Below are 12,963 nucleotides of genomic sequence, written 5' to 3'. Positions count from 1 at the left end.
CTCAGTTCTCCTCGGCGCTGTCGTCGCGCAGACCAAGGTCCCGGTCTGCATCGGCAGCACGGCGGATCAGGTCTTCCAGCTCCCGGCCACGGCCAACACTGGCATCAAAATAAAAACGCAGGTTGGGCACACTGCGCATGTTGCTGTCTTTGGAGAGCTGGCTGCGCAGGAAACCCGCCGCACGATTGAGGGCTTCGGAGGTTTCATTCGCATCCTCCGCCGAGTCAGTCCCCATCTTTGTATAGTAAACACGGGCGTAGCCAAGGTCACGACTCACATCCACGCCCGTGATGCTCACCATCCCCACCCGGGGATCGCGCACCTCGTGCTGGATCAGCGCCGCCAGTTCGCGTTGCAGATAGTCCGCAACGCGCTGGGTTCTGGCATACTCTTTGGCCATTGCCTTGTTTTCGCCAGCCGCTGATTACAGCGAGCGAGCGATCTCCTTCACTTCAAATACTTCGATCAGGTCACCGACCTTCACATCCGTATAGTTCTTCACGCCGATACCACATTCGGTTCCACTACGTACTTCGGTGGCGTCATCCTTGAAGCGTCGCAGTGACTCCAGCTCGCCTTCATAGATGACCACGTTGTCACGCAGCACACGGATAGGTTTGGAGCGGTAGACAGTGCCCTCGGTGACCATACAGCCCGCAATCTGGCCGAACTTGGGCGAACGGAATACATCGCGCACCTCGGCGATGCCGACAATTTCCTCGCGCAACTCTGGCGCAAGCATGCCTGAGAGTGCGGATTTGACGTCGTCGATCAGGTCATAGATGACGTTGTAATAACGCAGGTCGACGCCTTCGTTCTCAATCAGCCTACGTGCGGCGTTGTCTGCGCGCACGTTGAAGCCGAAGATGACCGCACTGGAGGTAATTGCCAGGGTTACGTCAGTTTCGGCAATGCCGCCTACGCCGCCCGACACAATGTTCACCTGTACCTCCTCATTACCCAGATCAAGCAGGGCCGATTGAATCGCTTCCAGGGAACCACGCACGTCTGCCTTGACCACCACATTGAGCGTCTTCTTCTCACCGGCAGTCATACTCTCGAACATGTTATCCAGCTTGGCCGCCTGCTGACGGGCGAGCTTGGTATCACGGCTCTTTTCCTGGCGGAAGTCGGCAATTTCCCGCGCACGTTTTTCACTCTCAACCGCAGCAAACAGATCACCGGCATCGGGTGTACCGTCGAGGCCAAGAATCTCTACCGGAATGGAGGGGCCCGCCGTATCAACAGGCTGGCCATTTTCATCGAGCATGGCGCGAACACGACCGGACTGCAGCCCGGCAAGAACGATATCGCCTTTGCGCAGGGTTCCGCTCTGTACAAGCAGGGAGGCCACAGGACCACGTCCTTTATCAAGCCGGGACTCAATCACGATGCCCTGGGCAGGCACATCGCGAGCTGCCTTCAGTTCCAGCAGTTCAGACTGCAGCAAGACCGCTTCCAGCAGCGCATCAACACCATCACCGGTGTGCGCAGAGACAGGAATAAACTGTGTATCGCCGCCCCAGTCCTCGGGAATAACGTCCTTCGCGGACAATTCGTTCTTCACCCGGTCAGGATCAGCGCCTTCCTTGTCCATCTTGTTGATGGCCACGATCAGCGGCACACCGGCAGCACGTGCATGCTGCACAGCCTCTTCGGTCTGCGGCATTACGCCGTCGTCTGCTGCAACGACCAGGATAACGATGTCCGTGCTCTTCGCTCCCCGGGCGCGCATCGCGGTAAACGCGGCATGGCCAGGAGTATCCAGGAAAGAGATCATGCCGTGATCGGTATCCACATGGTAGGCACCGATATGCTGGGTGATGCCGCCGGCTTCGCCCGAGGCCACGTGACTCTTGCGAATATAGTCGAGCAGTGAAGTCTTACCGTGGTCTACGTGACCCATAACGGTAACAACCGGGGCCCGAGACTCCTGGGTGCCTTCGTCGGAGTGCTGGGCCAGCGCCTCTTCCAGGCTCTCTTCCAGCGCGTCGGCGCTGACTGCTTTAACCTTGTGACCCATTTCCTCTACGACCAGCGTAGCGGTGTCCTGATCAATCATCTGGTTGATGGTAGCCATCACACCCAGCTTCATCAGCTCCTTGATCACCTCACCGGCCTTCACCGACATCTGCTGTGCGAGCTCGCCGACAGAAATCATATCGCCCACGGCCACTTCCGCTGACTTTTTCTCGGTGGGCATCTCGAAGCCATGCCGGCCATGCTCTTCGTGCGTCGCCTTCAACTTCTTGCGATTCCGCCGGCGTGCCATGCCCGACTCAGCGCGATCCAGGTCGGACAGCGACAGGTTGTGGCCGCGCTGCTTACCGCGACCCGCGGGGGAGTTGCGGTCCAGGCGACCTTTGCTCTTCTTACGCTGATCGGCAGCTGTGGGGGCGACCGGGGCATCGTGCAGGCGCTTGGGACGCTTGATCGTATCGCCAGAAGCCTCGGTCTTCGCCGCGGTGGCGGCGGCAGCCTCAGCTTTCTTACGCTCTTCCTCGAGCTTGCGCGCTTCCACAGCAGCCTTGCGCGCAGCAGCCTCCTCTGCCTCACGGACCTTGCGACGTGCCGCGGCACGTTGGCGCAACACTTCCGGATCCATATTCGCAAGATCTTCTTCCGTTTCAGGCTCCGGCTCCGGCTCAGCCTGGGCGGCAGCCTCTTCAGCGGCCTTGGCAGCGGCCTCAGCGGCGGCGGCCTCTTCGGCGGCTGCAGCGGCTGCAGCCTCCTCGGCCTCGCGCGATGCTTTTTCCGCGGCGGCAGCTTCGATTACCTGCTCTTCATCAGCCAGTTCTTCGGTATCGCGCTTCACATAGGTGCGCTTCTTGCGCACTTCCACGTTTACCGTTTTCCTGCCCTGGGAGCCGGCTGTTTTCAAGGTACTAAGCGTCTTACGCTTCAACGTGATGCGTTTAGGCGCGTCAGTTGACTCACCGTGACTACGTTTCAGATAGGTCAGCAGTGTCTGCTTGTCCTCATCAGACACAGCTTCTTCCGCAGCACCGTGAGGCAGACCCGCTTCCTTCATCTGTGTTAACAGACGTTCTACGGATGCACCCACTACTTCTGCGAGTTGCTGTACTGTCACCTGCGCCATGCAATCTTCTCCTTGCTACCCTGTTTCTGTATGTCTGCCCTACCGCGACCGGCTTACTGCTCGGCCTCGGCAAACCAGGGTGCGCGTGCGGTCATGATCAACTCACCCGCCCGCTCTTCTGTCATGTCTTCAATATCCATCAGGTCTTCTACACCCTGTTCTGCAAGATCTTCCATGGTGACGATCTCGCGACTGGCCAGAATGAAAGCCAGGTGACGGTCCATGCCGTCCATCGTGAGCAGGTCTTCCGCCGGCTCATTGGCGCCAAGCTGCTCCTCTGACGCAATCGCCTGGGTCAGCAGAGCATCCTTCGCACGGGCGCGAAGTTCTTCCGCGATATCCTCGTCGAAGCCCTCGATCGCCGTCATTTCCTCAAGCGGCACGTACGCCACCTCTTCCAGTGTGGTAAAGCCTTCTTCAACAAGGATCTCGGCGACTTCCTCGTCCACGTCAAGCTGCTCGCAGAACACGCCTATAACCTGCCCTGCTTCAGCTTCGTGCTTGTCCGCAGCTTCTTCCAGACTCATCACGTTGATGGTCCATTTGGTCAGCTCACTGGCCAGGCGCACGTTCTGGCCGCTACGGCCGATTGCCTGGGCAAGGTTATCTTCAGACACCGCTACGTCCATGGTGCCGGAGTCTTCATCTACCACGATAGACTCCACTTCGGCGGGGGACATGGCGTTAATCACCAACTGTGCGGGGTTGTCGTCCCAGAGCACGATATCGACGCGCTCATTGTCCAACTCGTTCGACACTGCCTGTACGCGCGAGCCGCGCATGCCGACGCAGGCGCCAACCGGGTCGATACGCTGGTCGTTAGTCTTCACCGCGATTTTGGCGCGCGAACCGGGGTCACGCGCAGCAGCGCGGATCTGGATCACCTCTTCGGAGATCTCCGGTACTTCAATCTTGAACAGTTCGATCAGCATTTCCGGGCAGGCGCGACTCAGAATCAACTGCGGGCCACGGGACTCGGTGCTGATTTCCTTGAGAATGGCACGCACGCGATCGTTCACACGGAAAGTCTCGCGTCCCACCAGTTCGGAGCGGGGCAACAGGCCTTCCGCGTTGTTGCCAAGGTCAACGATTACGTTGTCACGGGTAACCTTCTTCACACTGCCGGCAACCAGTTCACCGACACGATCCATATACAGCTCGACTACCTGCGCGCGCTCTGCGTCACGGACGCGTTGCACGATGACCTGCTTGGCGGTTTGCGCAGCAATGCGCCCGAAACCTATGTTGTCGATGACTTCTTCGTAAATATCACCAGGCTGCAGGGAAGTGTCTTTCTCCGCGGCTTCTTCGGTAGTGAACTGTGTACCCAGCAGGGCCAGTTCATCGTCGGGCACAACCAACCATTTACGTCGCGTGACGTAATCACCGGTTTCGCGGTCGATAGTGACCTCGATATCCGACTCCTCGTCGTAACGTTTCTTGGTTGCTGTTGCCAGCGCCAACTCTATCGCTTCAAAGATAATATCCTCTGATACGCCTTTCTCGTTGGATACCGCTTCCGCTACCAGCAGAATTTCCTTTGTCATCTCTAACCTCGCCAGTTCACAAACCGCATTCAGATGCGGGGTTGCACACGTGCCTTCTCAATCACGCTGTGGGGTAACAGGTACTCATGGTCGTCTACGTGCACCACGACATCCTCACCCTCGATGCCCTTGATTATTCCCTTGAACTTGCGCCGCCCCTCAAAGGCACTGCGCAAACGCAGTTCAACCCATTCCCCGACATAAGCAGGGAATTGCTCCAGTTTGAACAGCAGGCGGTCCATACCCGGGGAAGATACTTCCAGCGTGTACTCGCCGGTTATCGGGTCTTCCACATCAAGCACACTGCCTATCTGCTCACTCACCGCGGCACAGTCGTCCACGGTGATGCCCTTGTCGCTCTCGATATAAACACGCAACACGCTGTGCCTACCCTGCGACAAATACTCCACGCCCCATAGATCAAAACCCAGGGCCGCTACCGTCGGCTCCAGCATTTGCTGAATCTGCTGCTCTTTACTGGCCACGCCGGTACATTTCTCCAAGTGTGAAAAAGCCCCTTTTCGAGGGGCTTAGGTCACAAACGAAAAAGCCCCTTGAAAAGGGGCTTTTTCTTCTACACGTCGCTGTCTTGGAGCAGGCGACGTATTGTTGGTAGCGGGGGCCGGATTTGAACCGACGACCTTCGGGTTATGAGCCCGACGAGCTACCAGGCTGCTCCACCCCGCATCAATACTCTCTCGTAGTGAAAGCCCCTTGGCATCCACATTGGGTCGGTCTCGTCATCTCGACCCAAATTCGAGGCTGTGCATTATAGGTACCGACCCTAGCCGGGTCAACCGTATTCCACTGCCTTTTTATCGGTAAATTCTGCGTAAAACAAAAGCAGGACTCAGGGAGACCCGCAAGGTCCGCACGAGCACTTCACGACAGTGAAGCCTCGTCTTTTCTAAGCTGGTGCCGAAGGCGGGACTTAACGCGGCCCGCACGGTCCGCACGAGCACTTCACGACAGAGAAGCAACGTCTTTTCTCAGATGGTGCCGAAGGCGGGACTTACCGCGGCCCGCAGGGTCCGCACGAGCACTTCCCGGCAGTGAAGCCTCGTCTTTTCTAAGATGGTGCCGAAGGCGGGACTTGAACCCGCACGAGCATAGCTCACTACCCCCTCAAGATAGCGTGTCTACCAATTCCACCACTTCGGCTAATTCGTTATATCAATCCAGCGCAGGGAGATCGCCTTCCACTGGTTCAGTCCCGGTGCTTGTCGCGGCAGGGATCTCGTCATCCAACACCGGCAATTCCTCTTCCACCGCCGGCTGGGCCTGCATCGTCATCGGAGGAATATCGATACCCAACTCGTTGACAGGCTGGGATGCATTCTTGGCGATCAGCGCCAACCCGAAGCTAGTGGCAAAAAACAAGGCAACCAGCCAGGCTGTGGAGCGGGTCAATATGTTACCGCTGCCGTCTGAACCAAAAAGGGTCTGCGAGGCCCCGGCACCGAAGGACGCACCCATGTCAGCGCCCTTACCCTGTTGCAGCATGATCAGGGCGATAATAGCAAGAGCAACCAACAGGTGCCCTATAAGAATAATCTGTTCCATTTGTTTTCAGTCCCTCCGAGGGACGTTCACCATTTCGAATCAGGTTGCCGCGTCGACAATTGCCTGAAATTCCGCGGCCACCAGAGCCGCACCGCCCACCAGGGCGCCATCTATATCGGGCTGGGCGAACAGCTCCGCCGCATTACCCGCCTTTACGCTGCCGCCGTAGAGCAGGCGTGTATTAACGGCATCTACCCCAAGCGCAGCCAACTCATCGCGGATGAAGGCGTGCATGGCCTGGGCCTGCTCCGGCGAAGCCGTAAGGCCAGTGCCAATCGCCCACACCGGTTCATAGGCAACGACCAATCCCTTCAAGTCGGGCTGGCTTCGCAGCGCCCCTGACAACTGGAGAGCCACAACGTCTTCGGCCTTATCTGCCTCGCGCTCTTCGCGGGTCTCACCCACACAGAGAATCGGCTTTAATCCTGCTTCCGCCGCTGCCGTCAGCTTCGCCGCAATCGCCTCATCACTCTCGCCGTGATAGGCGCGTCGCTCAGAGTGGCCAAGGATAACCCACTCACAACCAACGTCAGCAATCATTGGCGCCGCCACCTCGCCGGTGCGCGCCCCCGTTGCAAGGTGACTGCAATCCTGCGCGCCCACCGCAATCGGCGAATTAGCGCAAAGGCTTACTGCCTGGGCCAGGTGCACATAAGTCGGGCACACCGCGACATCAGCCGATTCACCGGTACTGCCGGTGACCAAACTCGTGAGCAGTTCGGCAACGCTTTCCCGGGAGCCGTGCATTTTCCAGTTCCCGACAATCAGTGGCTGACGCATGTTATCTCCCGGGCAAAAAAGCGGCCGCAATCTTAACGAAGTTACAGGGCATAGGCAAGGTATGGCAGATCAAGCGAGGCAACGCTCGACATCACCCGCCAGTTGCTCACAAAGGCGCTGCACTTCCGCGCCATCTTCGCCTTCAACCATCACCCTGACCACAGGCTCGGTGCCGGATGGGCGCAGCAACACTCTCCCCCGCTCCCCAAGCGTCGCTTCCACGTCAGCTACGGCAGCCGCCACCTGGGGATAGTCATCCAGGTCAACCTTGCCGTTTGCGCGCACATTGATCATGGTCTGGGGATACTTGCTCATCCCGGAGCGCAGCTTGCCCAGTGATTCGCCGGAGTCACGCACCGCGCGCAGAACCTGCAGCGCAGCCACGATACCGTCACCGGTTGTCGTGATGTCGCTACAGATTATGTGGCCGGACGACTCACCGCCCAGGTGCCAGCTCTGTGCCTCCATCATCTCTTTTACGTAGCGGTCGCCGACCCTGGCGCGACCCAGTTGCAGACCAGCCTCCCGCAAGGCCATTTCCATACCGAGATTGGTCATCAGGGTGCCGACCACACCGGCCTCAATGGTGCCACTGACCAGTCGATGCATGGCAATCACGTAAATAAGCTCATCGCCATCGACCAGTTCACCGTCCCCGTCGACGAACAGTACACGGTCGCCGTCACCATCAAAGGCAATACCCAGGTCGGCCTGCCGTTCGCGGACCAGCGCGGCCAGCGCGCGTGTGTCCGTGGAACCTACGCTCTCGTTAATATTGAAGCCGTCAGGCTGCACTCCCAGGCTGATCACTTCTGCACCCAGTTCAGCGAACACGCTGGGCGCGATGTGATACGTGGCGCCATTGGCACAGTCAACCGCAATACGCATGCCGCGCAGATTGAACCCCTCGGGCACAGTGGACTTGCAGAACTCAATGTACCGGCCCGCCGCATCCACCACGCGCAACACCTTGCCAATCTCACGGGAGCTTACAGTGACCAGGTCCTGCTGCAATTCCGCCTCGATAGCCAGTTCCACCTCGTCAGCCAACTTGGAACCGCTCGCGGAAAAAAACTTGATGCCGTTGTCGTGGAAAGGGTTGTGGGAAGCACTGATAACAATGCCGGCATCCGCTGACTGCGTTTGCGTCATCATCGCCACAGCCGGTGTGGGCATAGGCCCGAGCAACTTTACATCCACGCCCGCGGCCACCAGGCCCGCCTCCAGGGCAGACTCAAACATGTAACCAGAGACCCGCGTATCTTTGCCGATAATCACCAGGCAGCGGCCCTCGCCACCGGCCTGCCGGGAGAACACGCGCCCACAGGCCCAGCCCAGCTTGAGCATAAAATCAGGCGTGATGGGACCCTTGCCCACCTCTCCACGAATTCCGTCTGTGCCAAAATACTGTCTTGTCATGATTCCTTCCGTTCAATCAGTGCGGCATACATGGCCAGGGCATCAGCAGTTTCGACCACGTCGTGGGTACGTATGATGACAGCGCCGCGCTCGGCCGCCAACACCGCCAGTGCCAGGCCGGCAGGCATACGTTCGTGCACCTCTCGGCCAATCAGTTTGCCAATCAATGACTTGCGTGAAAGCCCCGCCAGCAGAGGCAGGCCCAGTGCCTTCAACTGCGGCAGGCCAGCGAGTAAGTCCAGGTTATGCTGCACAGACTTACCAAAGCCAAAGCCGGGGTCCAGCAACAGTCGACTGCGGGCTATACCTGCAGATACACAGGCCTCGACCCTTGCTTGCAGGAATGCCGCTACTTCCTCGACAACGTTCTCGTAGCAGGGAGCGTCCTGCATGGCAGCAGGCTCGCCCTGCATGTGCATCAGGCATACCGGCAAGCCGCTGGCAGCAGCGGCCTCCAGCGCGCCGGCACGGCGCAGTGCGCGAACATCATTGATCAGGCCCGCCCCACACGCGGCCGCCTCGGTCATCACCGCTGGCGAACTGGTGTCGACAGATACCACCACATCCAGCTCTGCCGTGATGCGCTCTACCAACGGCAGGACACGATCCATCTCCATTGCCGTGCTTACCGGCTGTGCACCGGGGCGAGTAGATTCCCCACCCACATCCAGGATCGCCGCTCCACCGTTGACCATTTCCACGGCGCGGCGCAGAGCGCAATCCAGATCAAGGCTCTCTCCACTGTAGAGTGTGCCTCCATCGGAAAACGAGTCAGGGGTGGTGTTAATCACCCCCATAACGCGGGGGCGGGAAAGGTCCAGTTGTGTCCCGGCGCAGTTCAGCACCGGGGACAGGGGGTCGGGCGGGGACAATGGCGGCTCAGTGTTCGCCGGCGGGGCCACCAATTGGACTGCTGGAGTCCTGGCTATCATCAGCGGTCGTCTGTGCGCCGCCGCCTGACGAGTCGTCCCAACCACTGGGCTGGCGCGGCTTACGCCCTGCCATGATATCTTCGATCTGCTCCGCGTCGATGGTCTCGTATTGCATCAACGCTTCGGCCATCACATGCAGCTTATCGACATTTTCCTCAAGAATACGCTGAGAAGTCTCGTAGCACTCGTCGATGATACGGCGCACTTCCTGGTCGATTTTGCGGGCTGTATCGTCTGAAATGCCCTGGTGGGTCTGCCCTGCACTACGCCCGAGGAACACCTCTTCACCACCCTCGTCGTACATCAGCGGGCCCATCGTCTCCGAAAGCCCCCACTGGGTGACCATCTTGCGCGCGATTTCCGTTGCTCGCTGAATGTCATTGGAAGCGCCGGTAGTGATGCCGTCACGCCCCAGGGTCATTTCCTCGGCAATGCGTCCACCGAATAAACTGCAGATCTGACTGATAATGTGACGACGGCTGTGGCTGTAGCGGTCTTCCTCAGGCAGGAACATGGTCACACCCAGGGCACGCCCACGGGGAATAATGCTCACCTTGTAAACCGGGTCATGCTCCGGCATCAGGCGGCCGACGATGGCATGGCCCGCCTCGTGGTAGGCCGTATTACGTTTTTCATTTTCAGACATGACCATGGACTTGCGCTCTGCGCCCATCATGATCTTGTCCTTGGCCAGTTCAAACTGCTGCATGCCCACGGTGCGCACGTTGGCCCGCGCTGCGAACAGAGCCGCCTCATTGACCAGGTTGGCCAGGTCAGCTCCGGAAAAGCCCGGTGTACCGCGTGCAATCTTGGATGGCTCAACGTCTTCCGACAGCGGCACCTTACGCATGTGTACTTTAAGAATGTGCTCACGGCCACGGATATCGGGCAGACCCACCACAACCTGCCGGTCGAACCGGCCCGGCCGCAACAGCGCGGGGTCCAACACATCCGGCCGGTTGGTGGCGGCGATAACGATCACACCGTCGTTAACCTCAAAACCATCCATCTCCACCAACAACTGGTTGAGGGTCTGCTCGCGCTCGTCGTGACCGCCGCCCAGCCCCGCACCACGGTGGCGACCTACCGCATCGATTTCATCGATAAAGATAATACACGGCGCCTGTTTCTTGGCCTGCTCAAACATGTCACGCACACGCGATGCACCGACACCCACGAACATCTCGACAAAATCCGAACCCGAAATAGAGAAGAAGGGCACCTTCGCTTCACCGGCGATGGCCTTGGCCAACAGGGTTTTACCCGTTCCGGGCTGGCCCACCATCAGCACACCACGAGGAATACGTCCGCCCAATTTCTGGAAGCGACTGGGGTCGCGCAGGAACTCCACCAGTTCCTGCACGTCTTCCTTAGCTTCATCTACACCTGCAACGTCGGCAAAGGTCGTGGTGATCTGGTCCTCACCCAGCAGTCGCGCCTTGCTCTTGCCGAAACTCATCGGGCCGCCGCGACCGCCGCCACCGCCCTGCATCTGGCGCATGAAGAACATAAATACGGCAATAATAATCAGTATGGGGAATGAGGCCACCAGAAGCTGGGTCCAGACGCTCTGTTGCTCGGGCTTCTTACCCTCTACAACCACGTTGTGCTCCAGCAAGTCGTCCATCAGCTTGGGATCTTCGACCATGGGACGGATGGTCTCGAAGCGACTGCCATCGAAACGCTCACCAGAAATCGTCAAACCATCCACGGTGACTTTCTGCACCTGGTCGCTCTGTATTTCCTGGATAAAATCGGAGTACTGCAGCTGCTCCGTAGGGCTCTGCATATTGAAGTTGTTGAAAACCGACAACAAAACTGCGGCTATAACCAGCCACAACAATAAATTTTTTACCATATCATTCAATGCTGCATCCTCACGGAGACACCTTTGCAGGCCGGCCAGACATCTGGCCTAAACAGCCTTACTCCTTAATTATAGCCTGTCGCCCGACAAGCGAGTGGGGTGGTAGAAATATACGCGCCCCCGGCTGAAGTGGACCTACGTTAAAAACAGGGCGATTCCGGGTGCAATGTACTACAAATGGGGGCACGCGGCCATGTTTCAAGGGCGCGAGCCACGATTGCCGTCCCGCCGGAAACACCACAGCAACGCCAGCCAACAGTCGGTTAGCCCTTGAAGCCGCTGGCCACCAGGTACACCTCTCGCGAGCGGGGCCGCGATGCCTTTGGCTTGCGCGTCAACACACGGTCGAAAGTGCTGCGCGTGTCGCGAAACAGTTCATCAAACCCCTCTCCCTGGAACACTTTGGCGACAAATATGCCACCTGGCGCCAGCACACGGCGCGCCATATCCAGAGCAAGTTCAACCAGATACATGGACTTTGGCTGGTCCACGGCGGTCACGCCGCTCATATTGGGGGCCATGTCAGATATCACCATATCGACCGGAGCCCCCTGCAGGGTCGCCAGAATCTGCTCGAACACTGCATCCTCAGTGAAGTCGCCCTCAATAAATTCCACTCCCGCAAGGCTGTCCATGGGCAAAATATCCGAAGCCACTACGCGGCCATGGTGACCGACCAGTTCCACGGCCACCTGTGACCACCCCCCGGGAGCGCTACCCAGGTCGACGATGGTCATCCCCGGCTTGATCAGGCGGTCTTTTTCCTGCAATTCCAACAACTTGTAGCAGGCACGACTGCGGTAACCCTCGCGCTGCGCCTGCTGCACATAGTGATCTTCCCGGTGCTCCTTTAACCAGGCCTTGCTGGATGAGCGCTTCTTTGCCATAACGTTAGATTCTTGCCGTGTGAGTATCGGGGCCGCTGGGCCTTGTGTAGAATACGCGCCCCCGAGAGGCGCAGGCGCCCATTGTACCGTGGATTTACTATGAGCAAGAAAAGCAATCAGAACATCAAACAAATGCGGGCTATTGGCCACAAGCTAAAGCCCGTGGTGACGGTAGCCGGCAACGGACTGACGGAAAACGTCATCGCCGAAATTGAGCGGGCACTGAGCCAGCATGAGTTGATCAAGGTGAAGCTGGCGGTTGGCGACAGGGAAGCTAAAGCTGCCGTCACTGAAGCCCTGTGCGAGACCTGCGGTGCAGAACTGGTGCAGAGCATAGGCAATATGATCCTCATTTTGCGGCGCGCTCCGCAGCCCGATCCACGGTTGTCCAACCTGCTTCGCCCGCAATAGCGCCAGAGCACAACCGGCTTGCACCCCACACGCCCGCCCGGTATTCCTCTGCCACCGACTTTCTGGTTATGATGGTCCCTTCATCAGGGAGCGAAAGGTAGCAGAGCATGGGAGACGTTCTCGAGTTCCCGTCACAGCAGACCAAGGGTCTGGCCTTTCTCGACCGTGAAATACGGCAACTCCTGCTCACCAAGGGCGCTGATGACGAACTCATGGACTTCGCGGCGCAGCAGCTGAAAAAAATCTACAGCCGCATCAAGGATTCCGAGCAATACTGCTTTTCAATCCGCTTGCCCGAAGGACTCAATGCCGACCAGCAGGCCGACCTGCAAGCGGATATAGAGGCAGGGCTGGAGGGTGTTCGCAAAGACAACCACCGCCTGCTGGTGGAACTGGTCGCAGAACTGGTGCTGGCAGAAGTGAAAGGCTTCCAACTGGCGCGCCGCTGAGGGCAACA

At 58.6% G+C, this 12,963-nt stretch carries 12 protein-coding genes and 2 tRNA genes; 2 read left to right on the top strand and 12 right to left on the bottom strand.

Features of this window, described 5'->3' with window-relative positions; translation table 11 throughout:
• Nucleotide 1: 1 nt before the first annotated feature.
• From rbfA to rlmE, 12 genes are all read right to left on the bottom strand, one after another.
• Entirely contained in the window at nucleotides 2-400 is a 399-nt protein-coding gene (gene rbfA / locus C0039_RS14815) for a 30S ribosome-binding factor RbfA (RefSeq protein WP_101518488.1), read from the bottom strand.
• A 24-nt stretch (nucleotides 401-424) separates the two neighbouring features.
• A complete protein-coding gene (gene infB, locus C0039_RS14810) occupies nucleotides 425-3,100 on the bottom strand; it encodes a translation initiation factor IF-2 (protein ID WP_101518487.1) in 2,676 nt (891 codons plus the stop codon).
• Nucleotides 3,101-3,153: 53 nt separating this feature from the next.
• Nucleotides 3,154-4,647 (bottom strand): transcription termination factor NusA, encoded by a 1,494-nt coding sequence (gene nusA / locus C0039_RS14805; RefSeq protein ID WP_075999022.1) that lies wholly within the window; start codon nucleotides 4,645-4,647, stop codon nucleotides 3,154-3,156.
• A gap of 29 nt (nucleotides 4,648-4,676) precedes the next feature.
• Nucleotides 4,677-5,132 carry a ribosome maturation factor RimP gene (rimP, locus tag C0039_RS14800; protein ID WP_076002101.1) on the bottom strand — a complete coding sequence of 152 codons (456 nt, stop codon included), beginning with the start codon at nucleotides 5,130-5,132 and terminating at the stop codon, nucleotides 4,677-4,679.
• Nucleotides 5,133-5,257: 125 nt separating this feature from the next.
• A tRNA-Met gene (locus C0039_RS14795) sits at nucleotides 5,258-5,334 on the bottom strand.
• A 388-nt stretch (nucleotides 5,335-5,722) separates the two neighbouring features.
• A tRNA-Leu gene (locus C0039_RS14790) sits at nucleotides 5,723-5,808 on the bottom strand.
• Nucleotides 5,809-5,820: 12 nt separating this feature from the next.
• Nucleotides 5,821-6,210 (bottom strand): preprotein translocase subunit SecG, encoded by a 390-nt coding sequence (gene secG / locus C0039_RS14785; protein ID WP_075999023.1) that lies wholly within the window; start codon nucleotides 6,208-6,210, stop codon nucleotides 5,821-5,823.
• A gap of 39 nt (nucleotides 6,211-6,249) precedes the next feature.
• Entirely contained in the window at nucleotides 6,250-6,990 is a 741-nt protein-coding gene (tpiA, locus tag C0039_RS14780) for a triose-phosphate isomerase (protein WP_075999024.1), read from the bottom strand.
• A 69-nt stretch (nucleotides 6,991-7,059) separates the two neighbouring features.
• Complete coding sequence (gene glmM, locus C0039_RS14775) at nucleotides 7,060-8,409, bottom strand: phosphoglucosamine mutase (RefSeq protein ID WP_101518486.1); 1,350 nt, start codon at nucleotides 8,407-8,409, stop codon at nucleotides 7,060-7,062.
• Complete coding sequence (folP, locus tag C0039_RS14770) at nucleotides 8,406-9,281, bottom strand: dihydropteroate synthase (RefSeq protein WP_480341217.1); 876 nt, start codon at nucleotides 9,279-9,281, stop codon at nucleotides 8,406-8,408. The genes glmM and folP overlap by 4 nt, the downstream gene beginning before the upstream one ends.
• A 7-nt stretch (nucleotides 9,282-9,288) precedes the next feature.
• Nucleotides 9,289-11,199 (bottom strand): ATP-dependent zinc metalloprotease FtsH, encoded by a 1,911-nt coding sequence (gene ftsH, locus C0039_RS14765; protein ID WP_075999026.1) that lies wholly within the window; start codon nucleotides 11,197-11,199, stop codon nucleotides 9,289-9,291.
• A gap of 272 nt (nucleotides 11,200-11,471) precedes the next feature.
• Nucleotides 11,472-12,095 (bottom strand): 23S rRNA (uridine(2552)-2'-O)-methyltransferase RlmE, encoded by a 624-nt coding sequence (rlmE, locus tag C0039_RS14760; protein ID WP_101518485.1) that lies wholly within the window; start codon nucleotides 12,093-12,095, stop codon nucleotides 11,472-11,474.
• Nucleotides 12,096-12,194: 99 nt separating this feature from the next.
• On the opposite strand from rlmE, the gene yhbY reads away from it, so the two are divergent.
• On the top strand, nucleotides 12,195-12,506 hold the full coding sequence (gene yhbY / locus C0039_RS14755) for a ribosome assembly RNA-binding protein YhbY (protein ID WP_101518484.1): 312 nt from the start codon (nucleotides 12,195-12,197) through the stop codon (nucleotides 12,504-12,506).
• A gap of 107 nt (nucleotides 12,507-12,613) precedes the next feature.
• Nucleotides 12,614-12,955 carry a hypothetical protein gene (locus C0039_RS14750; RefSeq protein WP_075999029.1) on the top strand — a complete coding sequence of 114 codons (342 nt, stop codon included), beginning with the start codon at nucleotides 12,614-12,616 and terminating at the stop codon, nucleotides 12,953-12,955.
• Nucleotides 12,956-12,963 lie beyond the last annotated feature (8 nt).

The organism is Pseudohalioglobus lutimaris (genome assembly GCF_002866825.1).
GTDB classification, from domain to species: Bacteria; Pseudomonadota; Gammaproteobacteria; order Pseudomonadales; family Halieaceae; genus Halioglobus; species Halioglobus lutimaris.
The sequence above is the reverse complement of the archived record's forward strand: the minus strand, read 5'-3'. Positions and strand labels throughout refer to the sequence as shown.